Consider the following 25,440-nt stretch of genomic DNA (forward strand, 5'->3'; position numbering starts at 1 on the left):
TAATAATGAAGAGAAGCACCTATAAAACTAGGTGCTTCTTTATATTTGTCATTGTACACTGCCACTGAAATTACTAGGCGCTGAGAAAGTTAGATAGTATAATCCAGAAGCTTTCAAACCTGTTGGGAAAGCACTTAACGAATAGCCTGGTTTCAAAGTCCAAGTTTTTATTGCTGTCCATTTAGAATCATCATATAGTTTAATCTTTAAATCTTTTGTAGCATGATTGTTTTTTACATTAATTCTATATGATGCTTTTCCTGTAAAAAATTTATTAGAATATAGTTTCGATGTTACTGCATTCCCTGCGAAATACATCGCCCCACTCTTTGAAACATTATGAGAAGTTGTTGGCTTTCCTACTCCGAATATACCTACCTCTCCATCGTTAGGAATTTCTGTTACACCAAAATTCTCATTAACAATACTTTCATTTCCTTCGATTTTCTCAATAACTGTGTTTTCATCTGCAAAGGCTACTGAACTTACAGATAGAATAGATAGAACCAATATTGCTACAAATCCTAATTTTGTTTTTTCATTTTTTTCCTACTATTGATGTTATTCCAACAAATCTATCATACTTCCAAATGTCAACGTGTTTTTACAAATATTCAGTATTTTTTAAAAGTGAATACACATTATTCTACAATTATCTAAGAATAAAATGCTTCTTTTATTGATAAGGAAATCAGATAACTTTCTGACTTCCCTATAAAATATAACTCTTTCCTTCTTCGTCTGTTTCTTTTGTTAAAAACATAGATAATATATCAAAGTCCACTCCAAAAAAGTTCTAAATTTCTTGATCGTCTATAGAATTGATTTAGGCAAAAATATTAATATGCTTTTGCCCAATATACTAATTTATTAGCTTTTTTGCCACAGCATACACAAGTGTCAGCGATGGTTTCTTGCTCAAAAGGCATACATCTAGATGTTGCACTTGTTTCTTCCTTTATTTTATCTTCACACGCTTGATCTTCACACCACATTGCTTTAATAAATCCTGGCTTTTCTTTTGCCGTCAACTGTTTAAATTCATCAAAATTTACAGCAGTATGAGTGTTTTCTTCTCTATGATCTGTGGCTTTCTTTAACAAGTTGTCTTGGATATCTGTTAATAATTGCGTAATTGTTTCTTCTAATCCATCCATAGAGACAAATTGTTTCTCTCCAGTATCTCTTCTCACAAGAACCACTTGATTTTTCTCGATATCTTTTGGTCCCACTTCTAGACGGAGAGGAATTCCTTTCATTTCATACTCATTAAATTTCCAGCCTGGCTTTTTATCACTTGCATCGATACCAACGCGGATCGAATTACTTAGTTTCTTCTGCAAATCGTAGGCAAAATCCAATACCCCTTCCTTATGCTGGGCAATTGGTACAATCATTACTTGTGTTGGTGCAATCATTGGCGGTACTACTAAGCCGCGGTCATCCCCATGAACCATAATCATGGCACCAATGATTCTTGTCGTAAAGCCCCATGATGTCTGCTGAACATGCTGCAAGTTGCCATCTCTGTCCGAGAACTGAATTCCAAAGGATTTCGCAAAGCCATCGCCGAGATTATGCGAAGTACCTGATTGTAATGCTTTGCCGTCATGCATCAGGCTTTCAATTGTATAGGTGTATTTCGCGCCTGCAAACTTTTCTTTTTCCGTTTTACGCCCTTTGATCACTGGAAGCGCCAAGTACTTTTCGCATATTTCGGCATAGACCTGAAGCATTTGAATTGTTTCTCTATCTGCATCCTCTTCCGTTTCATGACATGTATGCCCTTCTTGCCATAAAAATTCTAAAGTACGTAAGAATGGACGTGTCGTCTTTTCCCAGCGCACAACATTGGCCCACTGATTATATAGCTTAGGAAGATCGCGATAGGAATGAATAATATTTTTATAATGCTCTGCAAAAAGCACTTCTGATGTTGGGCGCACACAAAGTCTTTCTGCTAATTTCTCGTCTCCTCCATGTGTAACCCATGCTACTTCTGGAGCGAATCCCTCAATATGATCTTTTTCTCTTTGTAAAAGGCTTTCTGGAATAAATAATGGCATATAAACATTCTCATGCCCTGTTTCTTTAATACGTTTATCTAAAGCTTCTTTAATATTCTCCCAAATCGCTGTTCCATATGGTCGAATAATCATAGAACCTCTTACACTTGAATAATCGATTAGTTCCGCTTTTGTCACTACATCTGTATACCACTGGGCAAAATCATCTTCCATGCTAGTAATGCTTTTTACAAAATCCTTCGCCATTTTAAAGGGCCTCCTATTTTATCTGTGTTTTATTTCAAGTGGTCTTTTCTTAGTAAAAGACCATAAAAAAAAGCTTTGCTATTCATTAGGGACCAATTAATGGCGGTACCACCCTAATTCAAAGCAAAGCTTTACACTCTTCCATGTTAACGGTATTGAACCGCTGAATCTTCTTAAACAAAGTCTATTCGATACAGAACGAAAAAGGCAGGTTCAACAGGTAAGCCTATAGGTCCTTTCAGCATTTAGACCCTCTCTTTTTATAGACATTGCTGCATACTAATCCTTTTTATAGTTTCATTATTCATTTCTTTGTGAAAAATCATATCGGATAGAAACATTATTGTCAATATAGATTTTTTTATTCTTTTTTAACCGATAGGGTATTTTTGAAAAATGGCGAAGGAGTAAGTGGCTTCTCTGTGTGCTTTTAGGCATAGAAAGTGATTATCTGTACCTTCTTCTTCTTTGAGTTCTTGCCTTTGGGCAAAGAGAGTGTTTCTCTGGCCCCTTAAATATTATCCTCTTGAATAAAAATTTAGCGCTGCTTGCAGTGCTTGGCCTGCAGGGAGTTTTACCCCATGTCTAATGAGGCATGCCTCTAAACTCGCAAGCACAAATAAGACATTCTCTTTGCGACAGCTATAGCCCATTGTTCCAATTCTCCATATTTTTCCGTGTAATGGACCGAAAGAGCTGGCTATTTCTACTCCAAATTGCTCAAGCATCATGCTACGAACAGATTCTGCATCAATCCCTTCTGGAACGTTGATGCATGTTACCGTTGGCAGCTTCCACCTTTTATCACCGAACAATTCAAGACCCATTCCTTTTATTCCTTCTATTAGCGCTTGTTCATGATACTGATGACGAGCAAATCTATTTTCTAATCCCTCTTCTAAAACAATTCTTAATCCTTCATAAAGAGCATATAACATGGTAGTTGCTTCTGTATGATGATTCAGCCTTCGCGGGCTCCAATAATCCTGCAATTGTGCCAAATCTAAATAATTCGAGCGAATTGGGGCATGAGCATTTATCTCTGCTAGTTCAATATCAGTAGCTATTCCTCTTTCTACTTTCTTCCGTGCAATTAACACTTTTTCCACTCGATCATTATACGTAATAGGGGCATTTCCAGATGGAACAGATAAACATTTTTGATTGCCCCCAATTACTGCATCTATATACCAATTATCTGTTTGAACATCTACTCCTCCAATTGTTGCAACAGCATCAACGATAAAGAGAATATCTTGTTCTCGACATGCTTTGCCGACCTCTTCTAATGGCTGCATACACCCTGTTGATGTTTCTCCATGAACAAGAGCAACTACTTTCGGTCTCACCTTTTTCATTTCTGCAATAATTACTTCTGGATCAAAAACCTCGCCCCATTCACACTGGAGCAAATGAATCTCTGCCCCATATCTTTCAGAAATTTCCGTTAACAAATGTCCAAATCTTCCGTAAATTGGAATTAACACTTTATCTCCTGGCTCGATGACACTGGCCAATACAGCTTCCAGCCCAGACCTTGATGTTCCATCAACTGGATAAGCCCATTGATTTTTAGTTTGGAAAACTTGTTGAATCATTCTCATAACATCATTCATGATGGAAGTAAATGCAGGATCAAATTGTCCCAAAATAGGTGTGCTTAGTGCCCTTAACACTCTCGGATCAACCTCCACTGGTCCTGGTGTCATAATCGTTCTTAAGGGTGTGTTTAGTTCTAAAAAAGTCACTATGCTACTTCCTTTCCTTATCTATATTATTGGTAAATCCCTCTACTTGGGGAATAAGTGATTAATTCTTCGTTTTTCATACTGTTATTTAATTGATGAAAACCACTCTTTCCTTTCTTCTCTCACTTTTCGGTTTTCATCGACCTCCTGAACACCACTTTTTCCTTTCCTCTCTCACTTTTCGGCTTTCATCAACCTCCTGAACACCACTTTTTCCTTTCCTCTCTCACTTTTCGGCTTTCATCAACCTCCTGTACACCACTCTTTCCTTTCTTCTCTCACTTTTCGGTTTTCATCAACCTCCTGTACACCACTTTTTCCTTTCTTCTCTCACTTTTCGGTTTTCATCAACCTCCTGTACACCACTTTTTCCTTTCCTCTCTCACTTTTCGGCTTTCATCAACCTCCTGTACACCACTTTCCGCCTTTCCTGCGCCTTAAGTATGTTCGATCTAAAAAATCAATAAGCCAGACGGTGTAGTAATTCTATAAGGACAACAACCCCATTTTTTAAATCTTCTAGTTTCGTATGTTCCTTTGGTGAATGACTGATTCCATTTACACTAGGAACAAATAGTAACGCTGTCGGGCAATAGGTTCCGAAAATTTGTGCATCGTGACCGGCACCACTAATCATTTTTTGATAAGGAATATCTATTTCCTCCACAATTCTCTCCGATAGCTGCGTTAATTTAGCGTCCATTGCAACGGCCTTAACATCCAGCCATTGATTCCATCCTACTTCCATATCAGCAGTCTTACCTCTCTGTTTAAAATAAGCAAAAATTTTCTCACAATAGTAATCTAGTACTTCTTCTTGGTGGTGCCGGACATCCAGTGTAAACGTAACCTCTTTGGCAATCACATTAGGAATATTAGGAACTGCCTGTATTTTCCCAACTGTCGCCACTAAGTGAGCGTCTATTTCCGTAACTTGTTTAATAGCATATGTAATTAATTCTGCTGCAAGATGTACACTGTCCTTCCGATAGAGCATTGGGGTTGTACCTGCGTGGTTACTCTCCCCCATTACTTTGATCGTAAATCTTCTTTGTCCTACTATATGAGAGACAATCCCTATAGACTTCTGCTCTTTTTCTAAGACAGCCCCTTGTTCTATATGTATTTCTATAAAGCATTCAATATCCTCTCGCTTTACTTGTTTTTCATCTGGCTGCAAACCCGCCGATGTCATAGCTTGAGCAAAGGAAATATTTCTTACGTCAGCTAATCCTTCACAATCCCTTTTAGTAAATTTTCCTGTTACCGATCCAGATCCCCAGAAAGCTAAAGGAAATCTACTCCCCTCTTCCTCACATAACGAGACTACTTCTACTGTCTTTTTTGGTTTGCCATAATGCTTCTTCAAATAATTGACAGCGATAAAACTCGCCATAATCCCGAAGGCTCCATCGTATTTTCCGCCATCTACAACAGTATCAATATGAGAACCTGTTAATATAGCTTTCTCCTCTTGATCTGTTCCTTCTAACCTGCCAAATAAGTTGCCAACGCCATCAAAATAAGGATTCAAACCACTTTCTTTCATTTTTTGAAAAAGAGAATGTTGTGCTAAGCGCCAGTTTTCATCATAGAGAAGTCGTGTAACTCCACCACTTTTCGTCTTTCCAAATCGAGCAAGCCATTCTAGCCAATCCCCTACCTCTTTTGTTTCAATATCAATAGTTGTCTTCATTGCTTCCGCTCCCCTCCCTGATACTCTCCCCACATTCAAAATAAAAAGAAAGGACTCTCCTCTCTCCTTTTGTTATTTTCTAATAATATTTAAATCTACTTAAAACGCACTCATATTATGTAACCATTATTTTAATAATCACCTGCTAGCAATTCATTAGACAAAATGTTAGAATTATCTAAATAGTTTGTATAAAATAACTAAAGAAGCTTCTTGATTAATTGGATTACTTTAGGAGGGATACATTTGAAATTAGCAGAGATATTACAAAAACCTGCCTTTAAAGAGGTGCAAGTAATTGCAGGTCACAAGGGATTAAATAAAGACATAAAGCATATTACCATGATGGATGCACCTGATATCGTCGACTTCTTAAACCCGAACGATTTATTAGTCACTACTGCCTATCATCTTAAAGATAATCCTGGTGTTCTGCTCTCCTTAATAAAAAGTATGCATAAAAGAGATTGTACAGCCTTAGGAATTAAGTCCAAGAGATTTTTAGGACATATACCACAAGAGGCGATTCAATTCGCTGATGAAATAGGATTTCCCCTATTAGAAATACCTTTAGAAACTTCACTAGGGGAAATCGTTAATGCTTCTTTAAACTATATGTTGAGTCAAAGAACAGCAGAGTTAACCACTGCCTTTGAAACTCATCGAAAATTTACGCAGCATATTCTGAAAGGGAAAGGGATAAAAAGGCTTATTGATGACTTATCTCAAATGATTAACAAGCCGATTGTTTTACTGGATGCCCATTTCCAATTACACACTTCTTCTCATAATCGAACATCCATCGATAACTTTTTTAGCTCTCTCCATGCAAAAGGATTTGAATTTTTATTAGCTAACGCACCTTATTCATGTTTTTCGAGTAGAAATACAGAAGAAGTGTTTACCATTTTCCCCATTTATACTCATATGAGAAAACCAGCTTTTTTAGTTGTTCTGGGAGAAATCCCCATGAAAGATCACAGCTTACTTCTTACGATTGAACAGGCAACTAATGTGCTTTCTTTTGAGCTAATGAGGGAAAATACAGTGAAGCAATATACTAGAAGAGCAAGAAATGACTTCTTCGCTCACTTTATGGAAGGAAAGTTTAGCTTTGCTGAGGAAATCGAAAGCAGAGCTAAAGAATTTTTCTTAAAAAAAGAACAGGCTTCCATCGCAATAATTGGCAAATTGGATAGCGGCGATCAATATAAATCTTTCACACAGCATTCTGTTGAGGTAGATTATGTATATGAATTTATCGAAACAGAAATAAAAAAGGCACCTTTCGCTTCTCAGCTTTTTCTTATACAAGACCATTGTATTATTATCATGGAAGTTACCCATTCCTCTTATGAGCTAGACAAAACTATTCTTCCTTATTTACAAAATATCCAAACCTATCTTGCGAACACATTTAAAACAAGTATCTCATTCGGTATCAGCAATGTTTATCAGCGTCTGTTAAGTTTACCCAATGCTTATCAGGAGGCGCTTAGTGCTTTACATACTGGACAGCTTTCTGGAAACACGCCTTTTATCCAGATACATCGACCAAAGGATGCCTTTGAAATGTTAAGAATCATTCCAACAAAGGATCTGCAGGAATTTTATGACCATATCTTCCATTCTTTTTCTAACAGTCACCAGCAAGAAGAAGAACAAATATTACTCCATACATTATCTGTTTACTTAGAGACCCATTGCCAAATCTCTGAGACGGCGAAACGCCTTTATGTACATCGTAATACAGTAATTTATCGCTTAGAAAAATGTGAGGATCTCTTAGGAAAAAGTCTTAAGGATCCAGAGACTACCTTCCACCTTCGTTTTGCTTTTCGGATTAAATCGATTTTAAAAATGAATGAAAGAAAAAAACAAATACAAATCTAAAAAGTTTCTTTAACGTCTTAGATATATAATCTATACTTTCTAAATATTTTGTATAATGTAACCAATGACTTCTTTCTTCTCACTGCTTATGATGTTAATTAACATAACAATATGTGTTAATTAAATGGCACAAGGAGAAGGAGTGTTCATATTGCCTCAAAATAACGAAAAGGGATTACAAATTTTTTCTTTAGGTCTTCAACATGTTCTTGCTATGTATGCTGGTGCTATCCTTGTTCCACTATTAGTTGGAAGAGCATTGAATTTAACAACCGAACAACTAGCTTATCTTGTTGCAATTGATCTTTTAACATGTGGAATTGCCACATTGCTCCAAGCCTGGAAAAACCAATATTTAGGCATTGGCTTACCAGTTGTACTAGGTAGTTCATTCGTTGCGGTTACTCCGATGATTTCGATCGGAACAAATTATGGAGTCACTGCTATTTATGGAGCCATTATTATTACAGGAATTTTTATGATTATTTGTGCTCCCTTTTTCAGCAAAATTACCAAGCTTTTTCCTCCAGTTGTAATTGGAACAGTTGTAACTATTATCGGTTTATCTCTTATCCCATCCGGTATTAAAAATATGGGTGGAGGAGCAACAAGCAAAGACTTTGGCTCCATTGAAAATTTGATTTTGGCATTCGGAGTCCTATTATTCATTCTTTTGTTAAACCGGTTTACAAAAGGATTTATACAATCATTGTCCGTCCTAATTGGAATTATTGCTGGTACTATCATTGCTGCTGTTCTTGGTAAGGTGAACCTTACCCCAGTAAGAGAAGCTAGTTGGTTCCATTTTCCTGAACTATTTTATTTTGGGACACCCAGCTTTGAAGTTGGGCCAATTCTTACTATGTTAATTGTCGGTTTAGTTATTGTGATTGAATCAACTGGTGTCTTTTTCGCACTAAGTAAAATAACGGAGACTCCACTAAGTGAAAAGGATTTAACGCGTGGGTATCGTGCCGAGGGTTTAGCCATTACTATAGGTGGACTATTTAATGCTTTTCCCTATAATACCTTTGCTCAAAACGTCGGTCTTGTTCAGCTATCAAAAGTCAAAACAGTAAATGTCGTGATTGCAGCAGGAGGAATTCTTGTTTTTTTAGGCTTCATTCCTAAGGTTGCGGCTTTTGCCACTATTATTCCGACACCAGTATTAGGCGGAGCAACCGTTGTTATGTTTGGAATGGTTGTTGCTTCTGGCATCAGAATGCTGAGCAAAGTTGATTTTACCAATCAGGCTAACTTGTTAATCATGGCTTGCTCTATTTCTGTCGGTTTAGGAGCAACAGCAGTTCCTAATTTATTTGACCAGCTTCCTTCCGCCTTAAGAATCATTGTAAGTGATGGGATTATCACAGGAAGTCTGGCTGCCATTTTATTAAATCTTCTTTTTAATGTTAAAACAAGTAAGAAAAGCTCTAATGCCTCTCTCTTGAGCAAACAAATAGGCGAAACACATACATTGTAAACAAAAAGAGGCTGCCATTTGGCTCGAGCCTCTTTCTCTCTCTCTTTATTGTTTATCAATAATCGTCGCTTTCATGGTTTTCAGCCTTACATCTTCTGGATTAACTTGAATTCTTGCTACATTTGTTTCCATTGCTGCTTTTGCCACAGCTGAAGCAACAGCGGGAGCAACTCTAGGATCAAAGGGACTTGGAATTACATAATCTTCATTCAACTCGGCATCCGCAACTAATCCTGCAATCGCTTCTGCTGCTGCTTTTTTCATTTCTTCATTAATAGTGGTCGCACGAACATCTAAAGCACCACGAAAAATACCTGGAAAGGCCAATACATTATTAACTTGGTTCGGAAAATCTGATCTTCCTGTTCCAACTATGATGGCGCCCGCTTCTTTCGCATGTGCAGGACTTATTTCTGGTACTGGATTTGCCAGTGCAAAGATGATCGCATCCTTATTCATTGTCTGTACCATTTCTTTCGTTAAAGTGTCTGCTACAGAAACGCCAATAAATACATCTGCTCCTACCAAAACATCTCTCAGTGTACCTGTCGTCAACTTAGCATTCGTATATGCTGCTATAGATTCTTTCGCTGGATTCATCCCAGCTTTCCTGCCAGCAAAGATCGCCCCTTTTGTGTCACATATAATCATATTAGTTACACCATAAGAGTTGAAAAGCTTGGTAATAGCAATACCTGAAGCGCCAGCACCATTTATTACTATTTTCAAATCCTTCATTTCTTTCTTTACAATCTTAAGGGCGTTCAGAAGTCCTGCCAAAGCTACGATTGCTGTACCATGCTGGTCATCATGATAAACAGGAATGGCTAATTCTTGATTTAATCTTTCTTCAATCTCAAAACACTGCGGAGCAGCAATGTCTTCAAGGTGGATGGCGCCAAAAGTAGGAGCCATTAGTTTAACTGCTTCTACTATCTTGTCTACATCTGTTGAATTTAAAGCAATTGGGAAGGCATCTACTCCTGCAAAACTTTTAAGCAATATTGCTTTCCCTTCCATTACTGGCAATGATGCCTCAGCACCAATATTCCCCAAACCGAGTACGGATGTACCATTAGTGATAAGTCCCACCATATTGCCCTTCATGGTAAAGTCATAGACAGTTTCCGGGTTTTCAAAAATTTCTTTACATGGTTCTGCTACTCCTGGAGAATAAGCTAAACTTAAATCTTGGGCATTTTTCACTTCCACTTTTGCATGGATTTCCAATTTCCCTTGTTTGACTTGATGCATATGTAAAGCATCTTCTCGTAAAGACATTCTATCTCTCCCTTATTTCTGTAACATGATTGCATCCTTCCATTGGATGCATTTCTTAGATAAGGATTCCCTTACCTATCTACGATAATATAACGTAGAAACAAAAAAAGAAACGCTTTCAAGCAAAAATAAAGATATCTTTAAAACAGCTCCAAAGCATTTCCATAAACCGCCATTATCCTTCCGTTACAAGGGAACTTATTCTACATAAATCCCCTATATCTAAAGCATTATCTGTTCTTGTGCTCCACGCTAATTTGATCTTGCTCATTTATTGAAATTAATACGTCTACCATATTAATAAAAAGGCCATTCTCTACTACCCCTACTATATTATTCAAGTCTTGATGTAATTGAGTGGGGTTTTGGATAGTAGGAAAGGAACAATCTATAATATAATTTCCGTTATCTGTTACGAAGAGCTCGCCATCTTTCTGCCGTATTGCTGTTTTGCAGCCGAATTTTTGAATAGCTTTCTCTGTATGTTCACAGCCAAAAGGTACGACTTCAATAGGCAGAGGGAATTTCCCCAATGATTGCACTTTCTTACTTCCATCAGCAACTACAATAAAGGTTTTAGCAGCATTAGCAATTATTTTCTCACGCAATAATGCTCCGCCTCCCCCTTTTATTGCAAAGAAGTTATCATCAATTTCATCCGCTCCATCAATAGCAATGTCTAATTGCTCCACTTCATTTATATCAACCAGCTGAATTCCACATTCACTGGCTAACTTTTCTGTAGCCTTTGACGTTGCTACACCTTTTAATTCCATCCCTTCCTTAATCATTTCTCCCATTTTTTTTATCACATAATAGGCAGTAGTTCCCGTGCCTAGTCCCACTGTCATCCCATCTTTCACAAATTGAACGACCGCTGCTTCTCCGACTATTACTTTTTCATCCTGTCTTTCCATTCTGTTCACCTACACACTTTTATTGTATTCATCCAAATAGTTATCCTCCTTCTATAATAGATGATAACGCCTTCTCTTTCATCTATTTTCCTTAGAATTTTCTCCTAAATATACTTTTACTTTATTTTTCATTTGTACCATTTTATCTGCATTCTTCCTATAGATCGCTTTTGCAGCTGTGTTATCCGTTTACAAGGAGTACAATTCTACGGTCTTTCTTGCGGCTCTGCCAGTTCCATCTTATCATCATATATATCAATCGTAAGTTCCCCATAGGAATTGACCCGTCCTAGAAAAACGTTCTCAAGTGTTACATCTAGCTTATCTAATTCCGTCTGCAGCCATGAAGCGGTCTTTTCTATTTTCGTTAAAGACTCATAAACAATTTTGCCATCATTTGCTGTGCTTTTTCCCTTTTATATTTAATACACTTGCAACTGAATTTCATGTTTCATTTCACTAACTAACACCATCGCTTCATGAAAAGCTTTCTGGGCCTCTTCCTCCCTGGAATGAAGTGCTAAGACAGATAGCTGGGATTCAATTCCTTTTAGACTTGCTAAGGTTTGCTTCCCTTCTGATGCAATAATCATATTTTCCTCCATAAAAGAAGCCATTATATATTTTTTTGAAGAGAAGTTATTCCGCTAGAAAGCTTTTTGATTTCTGTAGAATATATTTCTACATCGATTTTCAAACTTGCATGAATGGATGACAGTTATGCTGTCCGAATTCTTTCTTGTTCCTTTTTATATGATTTCATTTCCTTTCTTTGTTATTCCTCAAAAAAATGCCAATTTGCAGAGTCATATTTCTTATGGCTTTCATTTGAAACTTTTTTGCGCGTTTATCGTATTAATTACTAAACGATACAAGGGAGTTATATGATGATTGTTATTGTGATTGTATTAGCTATATTCTTGATTTCCTTAGCTGGAATTATCACGGATCATTTAGAAAAAAGGACTAAGCTCAACAGAGCAATCCTAAAAGATCAATTAGAGCTTGAACGATTAAAACATGAGAATTTTTTATTGGAAACAGAAAAATTGAAAGTAGAAGTGGAAAAAATGGAGAAGGAAAACAACTTATTAGAGAGGAAGTAATGATGAATCCTATTAAGACGAAAACCGGAGTACACTTCCTTTTCGGGTGCGTGTACTCCGGCTGAATCAATCCTGTTCTATTAAAGACATTGACTATATGATTTTTCATTATATAAACAATAACAAACTTACTGCCATCACAGCCATTCCTGCTATCAGGCCGTATATGGATAAGTGGCCTTCGTCGTATTTTTTAGCTGCTGGCAGTAATTCATCTAAAGAAATGAATACCATGATTCCTGCTACTGCTGCAAATATGAGACCGAACATAACATCATTTAAAAATGGCATTAAGATGAGAAAAGCAACTAATGCACCAACAGGCTCCGCTAATCCTGATAAAAACGAAAGTTTAAACGCCTTTTTTCGATCACCTGTTGCAAAGTAAATGGGTACCGCCACCGCAATCCCCTCTGGAATATTATGTATGGCGATGGCAACAGTGATTGCTACCCCAAGTCCTGGATCTTGTAAAGCTGCGGTAAAGGTTGCAATTCCTTCTGGAAAGTTATGAATAGCGATTGCCAATGCTGTAAAACTTCCCATCTTTAATAAAGAATGATCCGTCCTTTTTAGATTGGATTTATTAATTTCCTCTACTTTCTTTAATTCATGTGGGTTTCCTTGCTCTGGAACAAATTTATCAATCAATGCAATAAGTAAAATTCCGCCAAAAAATCCCGCCACCGTAAGCCAATTCCCTGTTTGTACTCCCAATGATCCGACTAATGCATCCTTCGCCTTCACAAAAATTTCAATCATCGATACATAAATCATTACTCCTGCTGAAAAGCCAAGCATCCAAGAGAGAAACTTTGTGTTTGTAGTGGATGTAAAAAAGGCAAGTATACTTCCTATCCCAGTAGCAAGGCCAGCTAATAATGTTAAACCAAAGGCAATTAATAAATTTTCGGGCATTTAAATCCCCCTTTATCTTCCAAAATATTTCTGCATTTTTTCATTTATATAAAATTTATATCTTAATAAAAAAAAGTTTCACTCAGGAAAAATTTTAACTAAATTCCAAATATTCGTCAATCTATAACATTATGTATTATAGGTAAAATTATTTTTATCTCCAAGCTATTCTTCCTACCTTTTTATCCTTCTTCCCCTAACCATTAACATCACTTAATACATTTATACGCAAAAAAATCACTTTCTTTCCTTCCTTTTTGTTTTTTCGAAACTTGCTTCATTCTTTCTAAGTAATAGTCTTATTTTTATTGTTCATCCCTTTATACACTCTTTTTACTCCTTCCGTAATAATAGTACTTCCTATTAAATCAATAAGGAGATTGCCATTAATCATTTTAACTAAATAATAAGACAAAGTACCGATTCCCATATCCAGCATTAAAAATTTTTTCAATTGCGAAAATTCTACAACCACAATCATTAACTCTTTTCCTCTAGTTTCTTTCATTTTCCGCATCTCCCCTTTGCATTTAGCGTATGAAAGCAAGAGATTGTCCGATGTCCTTAATTAATTTCAGGCGATAATCTTAATGGCAAAATAAAAAGTCCAAATCAAAAGTGATTTGAACCTTTTACCTATCTATCAGCCTAATATACTACTGAAACTGAAATTGAACTTTCACAGTAATATTGATTATTTTGCCTTTACATATTCAGCAGACTTCACACCAGCCTGACGACCAAAGATAATTATTTCTGCAACAGAATTACCGCCAATTCTATTTTCTCCGTGAAGTCCACCGGTAACTTCCCCTGCTGCAAATAAGCCTGGGATTGGTGCTCCTTCTTTATTAAGGACTTCTGTGTTTGTATTAATTTTTACTCCCCCCATTGTATAATGGATACCTGGGGCAATTTTAATAGCATAGAATGGAGCTGAAGATAAATCATTGTCTATTCCTGTTGTTCTTCCGAAAGCTTGATCATCCTTATTCTTAACGGCACTATTCCATGTTTCTAGCGTTGAAGTTAACTCGTCAGCAGAAACATTCATCTTTTCTGCTAGAGCCTCGACTGTTTCTCCTTCTAATACAAATCCCATTTTTTTATACTGATCAGTAGCTTTTACACGAGATTTCACCCCAGCATCAAACACTAAAAATGCCGCTTTTTCTGGAAGCTCATTGATTGCCGCAGTAACTTTATCACGCGTGTCTAATTCGTTTGTAAATCTTTTTCCTTCTGCAGAGACCATTATCCCACCTTCTCCACGAACCGCTTCTCCTATTAAATAGGATTCATCTTGCTGTACAGTTGGATGGACTTGGATTTGATCTAAATCAACGGTTGTCCCACCTAATTCTTCAATCATTTTAATTCCGTCACCTGTACTACCAGCTTGGTTTGTTGTCACATAGTCCCCTAAATCACTTCTTACTTCTTTAATCATTTCCATATTGGCGCCGAATCCACCAGTAGTGATAACAACGGCTTTTGCAGCAATTGCTTTTTCATCTGTTTGATTGAATAATACACGGACACCATTTACATTCCCGTCTTTTTCTGTTATTTCTTTCACATCTGCATTAACGAATAGTGGTATATCCTTTTCTTGCACATTTTTCAGTAATCCATCTACAATGTACTGCCCAACTGCTGAGCCATCTTCAGGACGATGTGTACGTTTTTCGCTCATTCCTCCTGTAATCGTTAAATTATTCAAACGGATACCAATGGAATCTAACCAATCAATAGCACTCGCTGAATGATCAACAAAGAATCGTAACATCTCTTTATTATTCGTTCCATGACCACCCTTTAATGTCTCTTCATAAAAACTATCATTATTATCCTTAATGCCTTGCTCTTTCTGAAATTTTGTTTCTGATGCATTCATTCCAGAAGAAGCCTTTGTTGTATTTCCTCCTGCAACCGGCATTTTTTCAAGGATAACCGGATTTAATCCTTTGGCCTTCGCTTCCAATGCAGCAGTCATTCCAGCTCCGCCAGCACCAACAATGATAATATCATAGCTCTCTTTAAGTTCTTCATATGGCGTATAACTAGTTTTTGATGCTCCTGATACCGCTTCTGCTTCCTTATCCTTTTTTTCTTGCTTTTGCGTGTTACTTGCTTTGTCGTTTCCACAACCAACAAGGACAAGCACTAGGGAAAAAACTAAGATAAGCATAGATGTTATTCTTTTTTTCATCTTATTACCTCCATATAGCACCTACTCTATTCATTACTCCGGTACTTTTTATCTACCAAAGTATAGCATCAAAAACATAGTTTGTGCATAAGTTCACAAAAAAGTTAAAAATTCATTTACCTGTTACAATTAGGTATATCAAAAAGGCTGCCGATACTCTTACAAAAAGCATATCGACAGCCTAATTTCATCTTTTTATCGTTTTATTAATACAGATAATTCCCCTGCAAATACTTGCTCTTCTTTATCATTGTACGTCTTAAGCAATACAGTAAGAATACCGGTAGCACTTTTATTAGCTTTTTTTTCAAGAACTTTTACAATCGTATACAACTTATCACCGGGATATACAGGCCTAATAAATTGTATATTGTTCATCCCGGTACCGGCAATAACATCCTCACCATATTTCTTTTCTTCGACCCATAGTTTAAAGGAAATAGCTAAAGTATGAATACCTGAAGCAATTATGCCATTAAATCTTCCTTCTTTCGCCTTCGCTTCATTTACATGCAAATATTGCGGGTCAAATTCGCCTGCAAACTTTATAATCTCTTCTTTCGTTAATGTAAGCGCCTTTGTCCGAAAAATTTGTCCGATTGTAAATTCATCTAGTTTCATCGTTACTTACCTCTTCTTTTAATAAATACTATTTTTTCTCTAAACCAACGTACTGGATTCACAATTAATAATGATTATACTAATTTTTATCAATTGAAATTACTGATCTTATTCTTTTTATGAATATCTTCTGTCCCTGCTTCGATAGCTTTCCTATAATAATTGCATTTATGATTAACAACTTCCATGGTCTGTTTCAACTCTTCTATCTGTGCTTCTACTGCAGCTTTTCGTTCCAGGAACATCTCATATCTTTGCTGTAAAGTGGAATCCCCTTCCGAACACCAAGCGATAAAATCTTTTATCTCCTTAATCGGCATTCCTGTTGCTTTTAAACATTGAATAACCTTTAATGCCTCTATATCTGATTCTTTAAACAATCTGTTTCCATTAGCATCACGAGTTACAAAAGGCATCAGTCCTTCCTTGTCATAGTATCGTAAAGCATATATAGTAAGATTTAATTTTTTGGCTGCTTCACTGATCGAATATGTTTTCATTCGCTTTCCCCTTTCCACCTACGGATCAAGATTTTGCATTAACTCTGTGATTTAAGCAGAATCCTATCATGACAGATGACCCCTGTCAAAGATTTACGAAGAAAGAACTATTTATATAACTATTGATACTTTTCACTTGCCCTAGAGTTAACTATAGGGGCTATGCTAATTTTGTACGGAAAAAAGAGAAGGAACTTTTATCTACTATCAAATTATTGGAGGTTTTAGAATGATTTCAGCTAAAGCAAGAGCAGTATATGGTGCAGATAAACCATTTCAAGCAACCGAAATTAAAAGACGTGACCTAGATTTACACGATGTTCTCATAGAAATTAAGTATGCAGGCATTTGTCATTCAGACATCCACACAGCTCATGGGGAATGGGGACCTGTTAATTATCCTCTTGTACCAGGGCATGAAATTGCAGGAATTGTTACAGAAATCGGACCGGAAGTAACAAAGTATAAAATCGGCGATCGTGTGGGTGTCGGATGTATGGTGGACTCATGTGGAGAATGCGAGAACTGCCTAAAGGGGGAAGAACAATACTGTCTTAAAGGTAATATTCCTACATATGCTGGAGTAGACAAATACGGAGAGCCTACACAAGGCGGCTATTCAACCCATATTGTTGTAACAGAGGAGTTCGTAGTAGGAATCCCTGATAACATCGAACTGGATGCTGCGGCACCATTACTATGTGCAGGTATCACCACTTACTCTCCATTAAATCGCTGGGGAGCTGGTCCAGGTAAAAAAGTAGCGATTGTCGGAATGGGTGGTCTTGGCCATATGGCTGTTAAGATTGCACATGCAATGGGAGCAGAGGTAACGGTCCTGTCTCAATCATTAAAGAAAAAAGCGGACGGTTTAGAATTTGGAGCGGATCATTATTACGCTACAAATGATCCAGAGACATTTGAAAAACTTGCTGGCTCCTTTGATTTAATTCTTAACACTGTAAGTGCAAAAATCAATCTTGATGCGTATTTTTCTTTACTTACCCTTGATGGTACGATGGTAAATGTCGGTGCTCCTGGGGAACCATTGTCATTAAATGTGATGTCATTGATTGGACACCGCCGTTCTTTTGCCGGTTCCCTGATTGGAGGAATTCGGGAGACACAGGAAATGCTAGATTTCTGCGCGAAGCACGATATTGTACCAAAAATAGAAGTAATTTCCGCAGACCAAATTGATGAGGCTTATGAGCGTGTCTTAGCTTCTGATGTAAAATATCGTTTCGTTATTGATACGAGTACTATGTAGCAGATGAAAAAGTGGGGGAGTGGATATTACCCGCAGACTGAATCCTATAGTATTCAGTCTGCTAATTCCCCCTCATCTTTACAAAGTTTCAAAACAAATAACTTTTCATTTTTTCCTTAAAGCAAGCTTTCTTCTAGTACCTTCATTTGATAAAAATAACCTTTCTTTTCCATTAAATCCTTATAAGAACCGTACTCCATAATTTCGCCATGATTCATTACAATAATTTGATCCATAGACTCTAAACCTTTTAAGCGATGGCTGACCATAATAAATGTATCCTGATCGGCATCTTTAAAAATTTCTTTGTAAATAGTTTGTTCTGTCTGTGCATCAAGTGATGAGGTTGGCTCATCTAATAACCATAGATGTCCTTTTTTCAAAAATGCTCTAGCAAGTGCTAAGCGTTGTTTTTCTCCGCCTGAAAGATTTTCTCCTTTTTCTAACACGCGATGATCTAGTGAAAAATGTTCTAGCTGCACCTTTGCTAATGCTGCTTCCATTTGTGTGTCATTAAGTTCTGATGCTGCTAATTGAAGATTTTCACGAATCGTTCCATAAAAGTAATAATTCTCCTGCAAGACAACTTTCGTTTGTTCCCATATAGCCTCAGAAGATACAGACGATATGTCCAAATCTCCCCAATAAATCTTTCCGGCATCAACTTCTTGCAGCTTTAAAATCAGCTGAAGGACAGTGGATTTTCCAGAGCCACTGGCACCGACAATTGCCGTCTTTGACCTAGCTGGTATCGTAAATGATATGTTAGGAATCGTGCTGCGCCAATCCCCCATGTAAGTGAATTGTACATCTTTAAATTCTAATGACGGCGGGAGACTAGATAACTTATTAATATCAGGATCACTATGATTCTTTGTATGACTAGGATCTTCTACCACTTCATATAAGCGTCTTGATGCATCTCTACTTTCTTGCATATAAATAGGAAATACAGCCATTGACGCTGCAGACTCGAAGACAGTTAAAGAAATCATAACAAGCATTGCTAAAAATATCCCTTCAAGCATGCCATTCGCAACTAAATAGGCTCCAACTCCTATGACAAACCAACTTGTAACCAACGTGATAAAACCATTAAATGATTGACTCGATACTTTATTTAAATTTTCTCGTTTTTGTTCATTAATATACGATTCAGAACGATTTAATAGCTGCTGTTGTTTATGTGGTAATTGATGGAACAGCTTTAATTCACGAAACCCATACATCATCTCTGTAATATGCGTGGATAAATCACCACGCTCCTGCCTAACTTTCCCTTTAATGTTGACTTGCTTTAAGGAAAATAATGCTGGAATGATAATCGTCGTCAGGAAAAAACCAAGTAATAGAATCAGCGCAATGGCGATGGAATAAAAACTAGTAAATAAGATCGTGCTGACAAAAACAAGTAAGAGCACAAGCGGTGGGTAAAACACCCTTAAAAAGAAATTTTGCAAACTTTCTACATCTCCAACTACACGCGCAAGCAGGTCCCCGCTTCTATATTTATGAAATATTTGCGGAATAAGCGGCGTCAATTTTTCAAAGAAAGCCACTCGCAAATTACTTAAAATCGTAAAAGTAGCTCGATGTGATGAAAGGCGCTCTCCATATTTTGCTCCTGCTTTCACAAGACCAAGTAACTTAACAGTTGAAGTTAGTATTATTAAAGTATAGAAGGGAGGAATTAATGCAGACTTAGATATAAGATAACCACTTGCAGCAAATAAGCCAACACTGCTAATTCCCGCAATAAAACCACATACTACAGCTACGCTAATGTCTTTTTTCTCTATTAACATTAATCTCATTATTTTCTGCAGTGCACTCATTATTGTTCCCTCCCTTTTTGAATCATTACTAACTCCTTATATGCAGGTGAAATTTCTAATAATGATTCATGTGTCCCAACAGCCTGGAGTCTCCCATTTTCTAAAAAAAGAATTTGGTCGGCATTTTTGATCGTATGCAAACGATGGGCAACGGTAATCACCGTAGCTGTCTCCTTTAATTTTTGAATCGACTGCTGCAATATTTTTTCAGTAGCTAAATCGAGCCCGCGCGTTGGTTCATCCAACAATACAATGTGAGGCTTTTTAAGAAAAGCACGTGCTATCGAAACTCTTTGTTTTTCACCGCTAGAAAGCCCTCTGCCAGCTTCGCCAATTCGAGTATCAAAGCCATGTTCTAATGAAGCAACTAGCGGTGCTATTCCCGCTAATTGTGCTGCCTTTTTAATTGCATCCATCCCAACTTCCTCTGTCGTTCCCATCGCAATATTCTCGCCAATCGTTCCTGAAAAAATATAAGGAGTTTGCGATATATAAGAAATCCTTTCCAACCAAGCGGCTTCTGCAAATTTAGTGAGTGCTTCTTGATTAATATAAATCGTCCCTTTTTCAGGAGTAATCATACCTGCTAATAAGTGAAGCAAGGTTGTCTTTCCAGCACCACTTGCGCCTACAATGGCAATTTGCTGGTTAGCTAAAAAAGTTGCTGTGATCGACTCTAATCGGAAATTAGTATTCGTATAAGCAAAGTCAACTTGATGAAGCTCAATCGTTGGGGGCACTTTCCACTTAGGAAAGGTTTGTTTTCCCCATAAAGTAGGTTCATCTTCCTCTTCAAACACCTCTAATACCTTTTTTGCAGCTCCCATGCTGCTTCTGCCATTATGAAACGTTACACCCAGTTCTTTTAGGGACGTATAAAATTCTGGAACCAATATTAAAATCAAAAAAGCCGTGAAAAAAGAAATACTTTTATAAATAATTAATTGAATAGCAAGTTCTAAAGCCACAATTCCAATACTTAGCATCGATATAAGTTCAAGTGCAAAGGATTGTGTAAAAGCAATCTTCAATATTTCTAGTGTTGTATCACGAAAGCTTAAACTACTTTTTTCTAATTCTCCTTTTTGCCGATTTGTTTGAGCAAATAGTTTTAAAGTTACTAGCCCTTGTAAAGTTTCTAAAAACTTACCGGAAAAAGAAGCTAGTTTTTCCAGCTTCTCCTCCGATTTTTTTTGGGTTCTGATTCCAATTACGATCATATAAATTGGAATAAACGGGGCAGAAACCATTAAAATAATCCCTGAGTTTACATGCTGAGTAAGAATAACCAGCAGCATTAAAAGCGGTACAAATGTACTCTGCATAACCTGTGGAATAAACTGGCTATAAAAACTATCCATCTCATCCACACCATCAAGTAGCATACTTACTTTTTCGCCTGTCTGTCCTTTTTCATTCAGCTGGACAGAATTAGCAGTATATTTTGCCAATAAATTCTTACGTGTTTCCCCTTTTACCTTGCTCGCAATCGAAACACCAATCCGTTTACTTATATAATCGGTACTAGACCTTACAAATAGGATAACAAGCAGCAGCATCAACCACGGTATAATCGCTGAAAACGACTGTTTTTTTAGGAAAACACCGTCGACAATGGACGTCATCACATAGGCCTGGGCAACAATTGCAAGCCCTAGTATCAAGGTTAGTCCAAATAACCAATAAATCTTTTTCTTATGCATCCAAACTGTTTTCTTTATATTTTGCATAATGATTCCGCCTTCTTATTTTTTTCCCTTGGCATAATCTGCATCAAATAAAAACAGGCGCATCAATAAGATTAGGGACGGAATTAGCAGTAAGAGTCCCCCTATGAAGGCAATGATAAGCGCCATTGCCATGGATGGATTTGTGGCACTATCCTCAATATTGATGTATGGATAGAGCAAATAAGGATATTTAGCCATTCCGTATCCGAAAAAGGCAAAGAGAAACTGCAGCATAATGGCAATAAAAGCAATCCCATAATTCCTGCCTATATATAATAGACCAATCCCAATAATAAAAAAGCCCATTGATAAGCCAAATATCCACCATAAATCCAGCATATTTTCGTAATTAACTTGGTTTCTCTGACTTAAAGCAATCATCGTTGTCAACGCCATAATAATGGTTGGCGTTGCCCAGAATAATGCCCATTTACGTACTAACTGAAGTGCAGCTATATCTTTTGCCCTTGATGCATAATAAGTAATAAAGCTTGCACTAATAAATAGAACAGATACAATCGCCAGTGCAACAATACTCCAAGCTAACGGGCTCGTAAATAATTCGAAATACTTTAACGAAACTTGGCCGTTGTGTTCAGAAATATATCCTCCTTCTGATATCGTTAAAGCGACCGATAATGAAGCTGGGATAAATAGGCCTGTCGCTCCATATAGAAACATATAAACATTACTTTGCTTAGAACCATAGTTTTCAAAAGCATAAAAGGAACCCCGAATAGCTAGCAAAACGATCGCAAAACTTGCAGGTACCAGCAATGCGGAGCCATAATAATAGGCTGAAGAAGGAAAGAAACCAACAATACCTACAAAAAAGAAAACTAAAAATACATTTGTTACTTCCCATACTGGTGATAGGTAACGCGAAATGATTTGATTAATGATATGGTCTTGCTTGGTAATCTTTGCATAATATGCAAAAAATCCTGCGCCAAAGTCAATCGATGCTACAATTAGATAACCGTACAAGAACAACCATAGTACCGTAATCCCGATTACCTCATAACTCATTTTTCAATCCCCTCTTTCCATTCAGGGTAATTCTTTTCTAACTCCAATTCTGCTGGATTATCTTTAAATAATTTTCGTAAAGTGATCGTAAATAGAGTGCCAAGGACTATATACAGTGCTAGAAATAGAAAAAACATATGCAGAATATAAGGAGATGATGTAGCTGCCTCGTCTACAGTCATATATCCTCTTACTATCCATGGCTGTCTTCCCAACTCTGCAAAAACCCACCCAAGTTCTACAGCTAACATTGCTAATGGCCCACTTATTGCGATTAACCATAGCATTAATCTACTATGCTGATTCCAGCGTTTAAACCTAGCTAATACAATATATATAAACGAAATTCCTAAAAGGAAGAATCCAATAGATACCATCGAATCAAATAAATAATGGATAACCAATGGCGGTCTTTCTCCTTCTGGTGTAACTTCTAACCCCGTTACTTCGCTTGTAAAATCACCATGTGCTAAAAAGCTTAAAAAGCCAGGTACTCGAATCGCTCCCACGACCTCATTCTCATCATTCAACCATCCAAATAGAAGGAGATCTGCATTCTCTTCTGATTCAAACAGCCATTCTGCAGCAGCTAACTTTTCCGTCTGATGTTTCGCTAAATATTTGGCTGATACATCCCCTGCTAATGCTGTAATCACGGAAAAGACAAACATAGCGATAACCGTCATCTTTAATGCTTTTTTATGATATTCCCGTGCACCTTTATTTCGCAATAACGCAATCGCAGCAATCGTTGCTAATATAGCTGCTACCGTCAAATAAGAACCTCCTAAGACGTGAAAAATTCTAGTCGGCGATGATGGGTTTAACATTGCTTTTAACGGATTAACCGCAGCAAATTCTCCATCAACCATGCTAAATCCATTTGGCGAATTCATAAAAGAATTTACTGTCGTTATAAAAACCGCAGACATCCCTGCACCGATTACAACTGGTAATGTTAATAGCCAATGCGTATATTTTCCTTTAAAGCGATCCCAAGTATATAAATAAATTCCTAAGAAAATAGCTTCAAAGAAAAACGCAAATACTTCCATAAATAGCGGCAGTGCTATGACATTACCTGCAAGCTGCATAAAATTGGGCCATACTAAAGATAGCTGTAAGGCAATGGCTGTTCCTGTCACTACTCCAATTGCAACCGTTATCACAAATCCTCTAGACCATCTTTTGGCTAGCAATTCATAGTGCTTATCTTGCTTTCTAATACCGATGAATTCAGCAATAGAAATAAACAATGGTACTCCGACCCCTAAGGTAGCAAAGATAATGTGAAAGGTAAGGGTCATTGCTGTAATCATTCTGCTAATGGTGACTGTATCAAACTCCATGTTTCTCCCTCCTGTTTTTCTTAGTGAAATATTGAGCAAGTTTAAGCTATATTTTTAACTATTTTGGAATTTAATACACAGGTACTATCTATACTTCTTTATTAATACCCAAATTATTAAGTACTTATGTACTTATCCAAAATATACGAATACTAATATTAACACTACGTTTATAATGTTAACATAGAAGAATAAATTAATATGTGTACACTTTTAGAAGGATTTTTTTCCCATTTTCCCAGTGGCATTTTTACATAAAAAAGAACCAACTCCATTTTAGAATTGGTTCTTGCTGGCTTATTTATTTTCTTCTACTTGAAACGGTTAGTAAAATTAATTTGCTTGAACATTCAGCAGGCGGTACACTTTTACACTGCTTCATTCCCATGAACTTTTTCATCTGGAATCAATAACAAACCTAATTCATGGTGATCGCCCTCAAATAGAGCTCTTTGCACGAAACGAATTTCGCCATGAGTATCAAAGACCTCCAGCTTACAATGGGCAGAATTCTTCTGTAATGCTTTGTATAATTGAATTTTATCTTGAACTGGAATGCTATTTACTTTCGAAATCATTTCTCCGATTCTAAGTCCCATTTTATCAGCGGGCGAATCTGGTACAATTCCCAAAATTACTACCCCATTATTTTTTCTAGAAAAATAAAAAGATCTGTTTTTTTCTTTATTTCTCTGTTTTAAAGTAATCCATTCCCGACCGATAATGGCTACAATCACTAGGGCAAGCGATGCAAGCGGGTATAAATAAGCTGCCGCTCCACCTACTATGACAAAAGAACCAAGAATAATTAGATTTCGTCCCACATTTCTAATAGCAATAATAGGGTGCTCTCCTTGTACTTCTAGTTTTGCACCAATCAAGAACGGAACGAAAATTAAAGAATAGGTTTGATTTGCAATAGTAAACATTGGCCACCATTCAAATGGAATCGTCAGTACGCCTGATGGGATAAATAAAAATACCGGCATAATCCATGCTCTTTCAAGTAAATGAACACCTATAACTTGACCTCGCTTACTTTTCTTCAATCGCGGCGAAGTCCCCTTTACTCCGTTTCCACGAACAAATATTCCCTCGGAAATAATCAATAAGCCTAATAAAATAATGGCAGTTGGAAAAATATACTCAGAAGGCTGAAGATTGCTTTTAGAAAACAAGGAATAATCCAAGCCAAGGAAAACAGATACACTACTTGCGATAATGCCTAAACCAGCCGTGTATACAGGTGATAATATTCTTGTTTTTCCAATTAAAGCAAATATTATGGTGAAAATTCCTGTGAAAATAATAAATTCCATTGGAACTACTAAAACAAGGCCAATTGAAAGAACAGAAACACATAGCCCTACAATTATCCCTCGTGGAAGTAATTGTTTCAGTTCAAAATAAGCATCCTGTGCTCTTACTGTGAAATTTCTTCTTTCCTTTTTCACTCTAGAAACCCCTAAAAAAGCGGCAAATAAAAATGATAAATAAAAAACAGGATTTAAAAATAATTTACCAAATCCTTTTAATAGTTCAAGCAGCCAATCTTGCCACATAAAACTTCCCCCATCCT

General features: G+C 36.9%; 22 protein-coding genes and 1 other annotated feature. Of the genes, 4 read left to right on the forward strand and 18 right to left on the reverse strand.

What is annotated here, in order from left to right:
• Positions 1-48: 48 nt before the first annotated feature.
• The 4 genes from NSQ92_RS17400 to allC all read right to left on the reverse strand — a co-directional run bounded on the left by NSQ92_RS17400 (position 49) and on the right by allC (position 5,717).
• Entirely contained in the window at positions 49-510 is a 462-nt protein-coding gene (locus tag NSQ92_RS17400) for a hypothetical protein (protein WP_095258567.1), read from the reverse strand.
• Positions 511-839: 329 nt separating this feature from the next.
• The gene (proS, locus tag NSQ92_RS17405) at positions 840-2,273 is read right to left on the reverse strand and encodes a proline--tRNA ligase (protein ID WP_047944899.1); all 1,434 of its coding nucleotides are present in this window, start codon (positions 2,271-2,273) and stop codon (positions 840-842) included.
• A gap of 84 nt (positions 2,274-2,357) precedes the next feature.
• Positions 2,358-2,575: a binding site (T-box leader), on the reverse strand.
• A gap of 216 nt (positions 2,576-2,791) precedes the next feature.
• The gene (locus NSQ92_RS17410) at positions 2,792-3,982 is read right to left on the reverse strand and encodes a pyridoxal-phosphate-dependent aminotransferase family protein (protein ID WP_095258591.1); all 1,191 of its coding nucleotides are present in this window, start codon (positions 3,980-3,982) and stop codon (positions 2,792-2,794) included.
• Positions 3,983-4,481: 499 nt separating this feature from the next.
• Positions 4,482-5,717 (reverse strand): allantoate deiminase, encoded by a 1,236-nt coding sequence (allC, locus tag NSQ92_RS17415; RefSeq protein ID WP_095258560.1) that lies wholly within the window; start codon positions 5,715-5,717, stop codon positions 4,482-4,484.
• A 246-nt stretch (positions 5,718-5,963) separates the two neighbouring features.
• On the opposite strand from allC, the gene NSQ92_RS17420 reads away from it, so the two are divergent.
• A complete protein-coding gene (locus tag NSQ92_RS17420) occupies positions 5,964-7,610 on the forward strand; it encodes a PucR family transcriptional regulator (RefSeq protein WP_341152984.1) in 1,647 nt (548 codons plus the stop codon).
• 151 nt (positions 7,611-7,761) lie between these two features.
• A complete protein-coding gene (locus NSQ92_RS17425; RefSeq protein WP_445668963.1) occupies positions 7,762-9,093 on the forward strand; it encodes a nucleobase:cation symporter-2 family protein in 1,332 nt (443 codons plus the stop codon).
• 45 nt (positions 9,094-9,138) lie between these two features.
• On the opposite strand, the gene NSQ92_RS17430 is transcribed toward NSQ92_RS17425, so the two are convergent.
• The 4 genes from NSQ92_RS17430 to NSQ92_RS17440 all read right to left on the reverse strand — a co-directional run bounded on the left by NSQ92_RS17430 (position 9,139) and on the right by NSQ92_RS17440 (position 11,884).
• On the reverse strand, positions 9,139-10,374 hold the full coding sequence (locus NSQ92_RS17430; protein WP_144546292.1) for a malic enzyme-like NAD(P)-binding protein: 1,236 nt from the start codon (positions 10,372-10,374) through the stop codon (positions 9,139-9,141).
• Between the two features lie 230 nt (positions 10,375-10,604).
• Positions 10,605-11,291 carry a ribose-5-phosphate isomerase RpiA gene (rpiA, locus tag NSQ92_RS17435; RefSeq protein WP_047944890.1) on the reverse strand — a complete coding sequence of 229 codons (687 nt, stop codon included), beginning with the start codon at positions 11,289-11,291 and terminating at the stop codon, positions 10,605-10,607.
• A 206-nt stretch (positions 11,292-11,497) separates the two neighbouring features.
• Positions 11,498-11,677 (reverse strand): hypothetical protein, encoded by a 180-nt coding sequence (locus NSQ92_RS26850; RefSeq protein WP_445668943.1) that lies wholly within the window; start codon positions 11,675-11,677, stop codon positions 11,498-11,500.
• Between the two features lie 36 nt (positions 11,678-11,713).
• Positions 11,714-11,884: a DUF1657 domain-containing protein gene (locus NSQ92_RS17440; RefSeq protein WP_082138459.1), complete on the reverse strand. Its 171-nt coding sequence runs from the start codon at positions 11,882-11,884 to the stop codon at positions 11,714-11,716.
• A 291-nt stretch (positions 11,885-12,175) separates the two neighbouring features.
• Here NSQ92_RS17440 and NSQ92_RS17445 point away from each other — a divergent pair, with 291 nt between their 5' ends.
• Positions 12,176-12,397: a hypothetical protein gene (locus NSQ92_RS17445; protein ID WP_321198338.1), complete on the forward strand. Its 222-nt coding sequence runs from the start codon at positions 12,176-12,178 to the stop codon at positions 12,395-12,397.
• Between the two features lie 108 nt (positions 12,398-12,505).
• Here the strand turns inward: NSQ92_RS17445 and zupT are convergent, their stop codons facing one another.
• From zupT to NSQ92_RS17470, 5 genes are all read right to left on the reverse strand, one after another.
• Positions 12,506-13,315, reverse strand: coding sequence for a zinc transporter ZupT (gene zupT, locus NSQ92_RS17450; protein ID WP_047944888.1), 810 nt, complete (start codon positions 13,313-13,315; stop codon positions 12,506-12,508).
• A gap of 286 nt (positions 13,316-13,601) precedes the next feature.
• The gene (locus tag NSQ92_RS17455; protein WP_341152985.1) at positions 13,602-13,823 is read right to left on the reverse strand and encodes a hypothetical protein; all 222 of its coding nucleotides are present in this window, start codon (positions 13,821-13,823) and stop codon (positions 13,602-13,604) included.
• Positions 13,824-14,009: 186 nt separating this feature from the next.
• Entirely contained in the window at positions 14,010-15,527 is a 1,518-nt protein-coding gene (locus tag NSQ92_RS17460) for a flavocytochrome c (protein WP_341152986.1), read from the reverse strand.
• A gap of 195 nt (positions 15,528-15,722) precedes the next feature.
• Complete coding sequence (locus NSQ92_RS17465; protein ID WP_095322085.1) at positions 15,723-16,148, reverse strand: MaoC family dehydratase; 426 nt, start codon at positions 16,146-16,148, stop codon at positions 15,723-15,725.
• 89 nt (positions 16,149-16,237) lie between these two features.
• Positions 16,238-16,648, reverse strand: coding sequence for a MerR family transcriptional regulator (locus NSQ92_RS17470; RefSeq protein WP_047944882.1), 411 nt, complete (start codon positions 16,646-16,648; stop codon positions 16,238-16,240).
• Positions 16,649-16,877: 229 nt separating this feature from the next.
• Between NSQ92_RS17470 and NSQ92_RS17475 the strand changes: the two genes are divergently transcribed.
• Complete coding sequence (locus NSQ92_RS17475) at positions 16,878-17,918, forward strand: NAD(P)-dependent alcohol dehydrogenase (RefSeq protein ID WP_172866342.1); 1,041 nt, start codon at positions 16,878-16,880, stop codon at positions 17,916-17,918.
• Positions 17,919-18,034: 116 nt separating this feature from the next.
• On the opposite strand, the gene cydC is transcribed toward NSQ92_RS17475, so the two are convergent.
• The 5 genes from cydC to NSQ92_RS17500 all read right to left on the reverse strand — a co-directional run bounded on the left by cydC (position 18,035) and on the right by NSQ92_RS17500 (position 25,423).
• Positions 18,035-19,753 (reverse strand): thiol reductant ABC exporter subunit CydC, encoded by a 1,719-nt coding sequence (gene cydC / locus NSQ92_RS17480; RefSeq protein ID WP_341152987.1) that lies wholly within the window; start codon positions 19,751-19,753, stop codon positions 18,035-18,037.
• Entirely contained in the window at positions 19,753-21,483 is a 1,731-nt protein-coding gene (gene cydD, locus NSQ92_RS17485) for a thiol reductant ABC exporter subunit CydD (RefSeq protein WP_341152988.1), read from the reverse strand. Before cydD ends, cydC begins: the two co-directional genes overlap by 1 nt.
• Before the next feature lie 15 nt (positions 21,484-21,498).
• Positions 21,499-22,512, reverse strand: a complete 1,014-nt coding sequence (locus NSQ92_RS17490; RefSeq protein ID WP_047944877.1) for a cytochrome d ubiquinol oxidase subunit II — start codon at positions 22,510-22,512, stop codon at positions 21,499-21,501.
• Positions 22,509-23,861 carry a cytochrome ubiquinol oxidase subunit I gene (locus NSQ92_RS17495; protein ID WP_095258551.1) on the reverse strand — a complete coding sequence of 451 codons (1,353 nt, stop codon included), beginning with the start codon at positions 23,859-23,861 and terminating at the stop codon, positions 22,509-22,511. Before NSQ92_RS17495 ends, NSQ92_RS17490 begins: the two co-directional genes overlap by 4 nt.
• 368 nt (positions 23,862-24,229) lie before the next feature.
• Positions 24,230-25,423 (reverse strand): PDZ domain-containing protein, encoded by a 1,194-nt coding sequence (locus NSQ92_RS17500; RefSeq protein WP_341152989.1) that lies wholly within the window; start codon positions 25,421-25,423, stop codon positions 24,230-24,232.
• Positions 25,424-25,440 lie beyond the last annotated feature (17 nt).

The sequence above is a fragment of the Niallia sp. FSL M8-0099 genome (genome assembly GCF_038006945.1).
In the GTDB taxonomy this organism is placed as follows: Bacteria; Bacillota; Bacilli; order Bacillales; family Cytobacillaceae; genus Niallia; species Niallia circulans.

Bases quoted from the DNA above. Each gene is read 5' to 3' on its own strand.
- proS (WP_047944899.1), bottom strand. From the start codon at position 2,273: ATGGCGAAGGATTTTGTAAAAAGCATTACTAGCATGGAAGATGATTTT.
- NSQ92_RS17410 (WP_095258591.1), bottom strand. From the start codon at position 3,982: ATGACACCAGGACCAGTGGAGGTTGATCCGAGAGTGTTAAGGGCACTA.
- allC (WP_095258560.1), bottom strand. From the start codon at position 5,717: ATGAAGACAACTATTGATATTGAAACAAAAGAGGTAGGGGATTGGCTA.
- NSQ92_RS17430 (WP_144546292.1), bottom strand. From the start codon at position 10,374: ATGTCTTTACGAGAAGATGCTTTACATATGCATCAAGTCAAACAAGGG.
- rpiA (WP_047944890.1), bottom strand. From the start codon at position 11,291: ATGGAAAGACAGGATGAAAAAGTAATAGTCGGAGAAGCAGCGGTCGTT.
- NSQ92_RS17440 (WP_082138459.1), bottom strand. From the start codon at position 11,884: ATGATTATTGCATCAGAAGGGAAGCAAACCTTAGCAAGTCTAAAAGGA.
- NSQ92_RS17445 (WP_321198338.1), top strand. From the start codon at position 12,176: ATGATGATTGTTATTGTGATTGTATTAGCTATATTCTTGATTTCCTTA.
- zupT (WP_047944888.1), bottom strand. From the start codon at position 13,315: ATGCCCGAAAATTTATTAATTGCCTTTGGTTTAACATTATTAGCTGGC.
- NSQ92_RS17455 (WP_341152985.1), bottom strand. From the start codon at position 13,823: ATGAAAGAAACTAGAGGAAAAGAGTTAATGATTGTGGTTGTAGAATTT.
- NSQ92_RS17460 (WP_341152986.1), bottom strand. From the start codon at position 15,527: ATGAAAAAAAGAATAACATCTATGCTTATCTTAGTTTTTTCCCTAGTG.
- NSQ92_RS17465 (WP_095322085.1), bottom strand. From the start codon at position 16,148: ATGAAACTAGATGAATTTACAATCGGACAAATTTTTCGGACAAAGGCG.
- NSQ92_RS17470 (WP_047944882.1), bottom strand. From the start codon at position 16,648: ATGAAAACATATTCGATCAGTGAAGCAGCCAAAAAATTAAATCTTACT.
- NSQ92_RS17475 (WP_172866342.1), top strand. From the start codon at position 16,878: ATGATTTCAGCTAAAGCAAGAGCAGTATATGGTGCAGATAAACCATTT.
- cydC (WP_341152987.1), bottom strand. From the start codon at position 19,753: ATGAGTGCACTGCAGAAAATAATGAGATTAATGTTAATAGAGAAAAAA.
- cydD (WP_341152988.1), bottom strand. From the start codon at position 21,483: ATGCAAAATATAAAGAAAACAGTTTGGATGCATAAGAAAAAGATTTAT.
- NSQ92_RS17490 (WP_047944877.1), bottom strand. From the start codon at position 22,512: ATGAGTTATGAGGTAATCGGGATTACGGTACTATGGTTGTTCTTGTAC.
- NSQ92_RS17495 (WP_095258551.1), bottom strand. From the start codon at position 23,861: ATGGAGTTTGATACAGTCACCATTAGCAGAATGATTACAGCAATGACC.
- NSQ92_RS17500 (WP_341152989.1), bottom strand. From the start codon at position 25,423: ATGTGGCAAGATTGGCTGCTTGAACTATTAAAAGGATTTGGTAAATTA.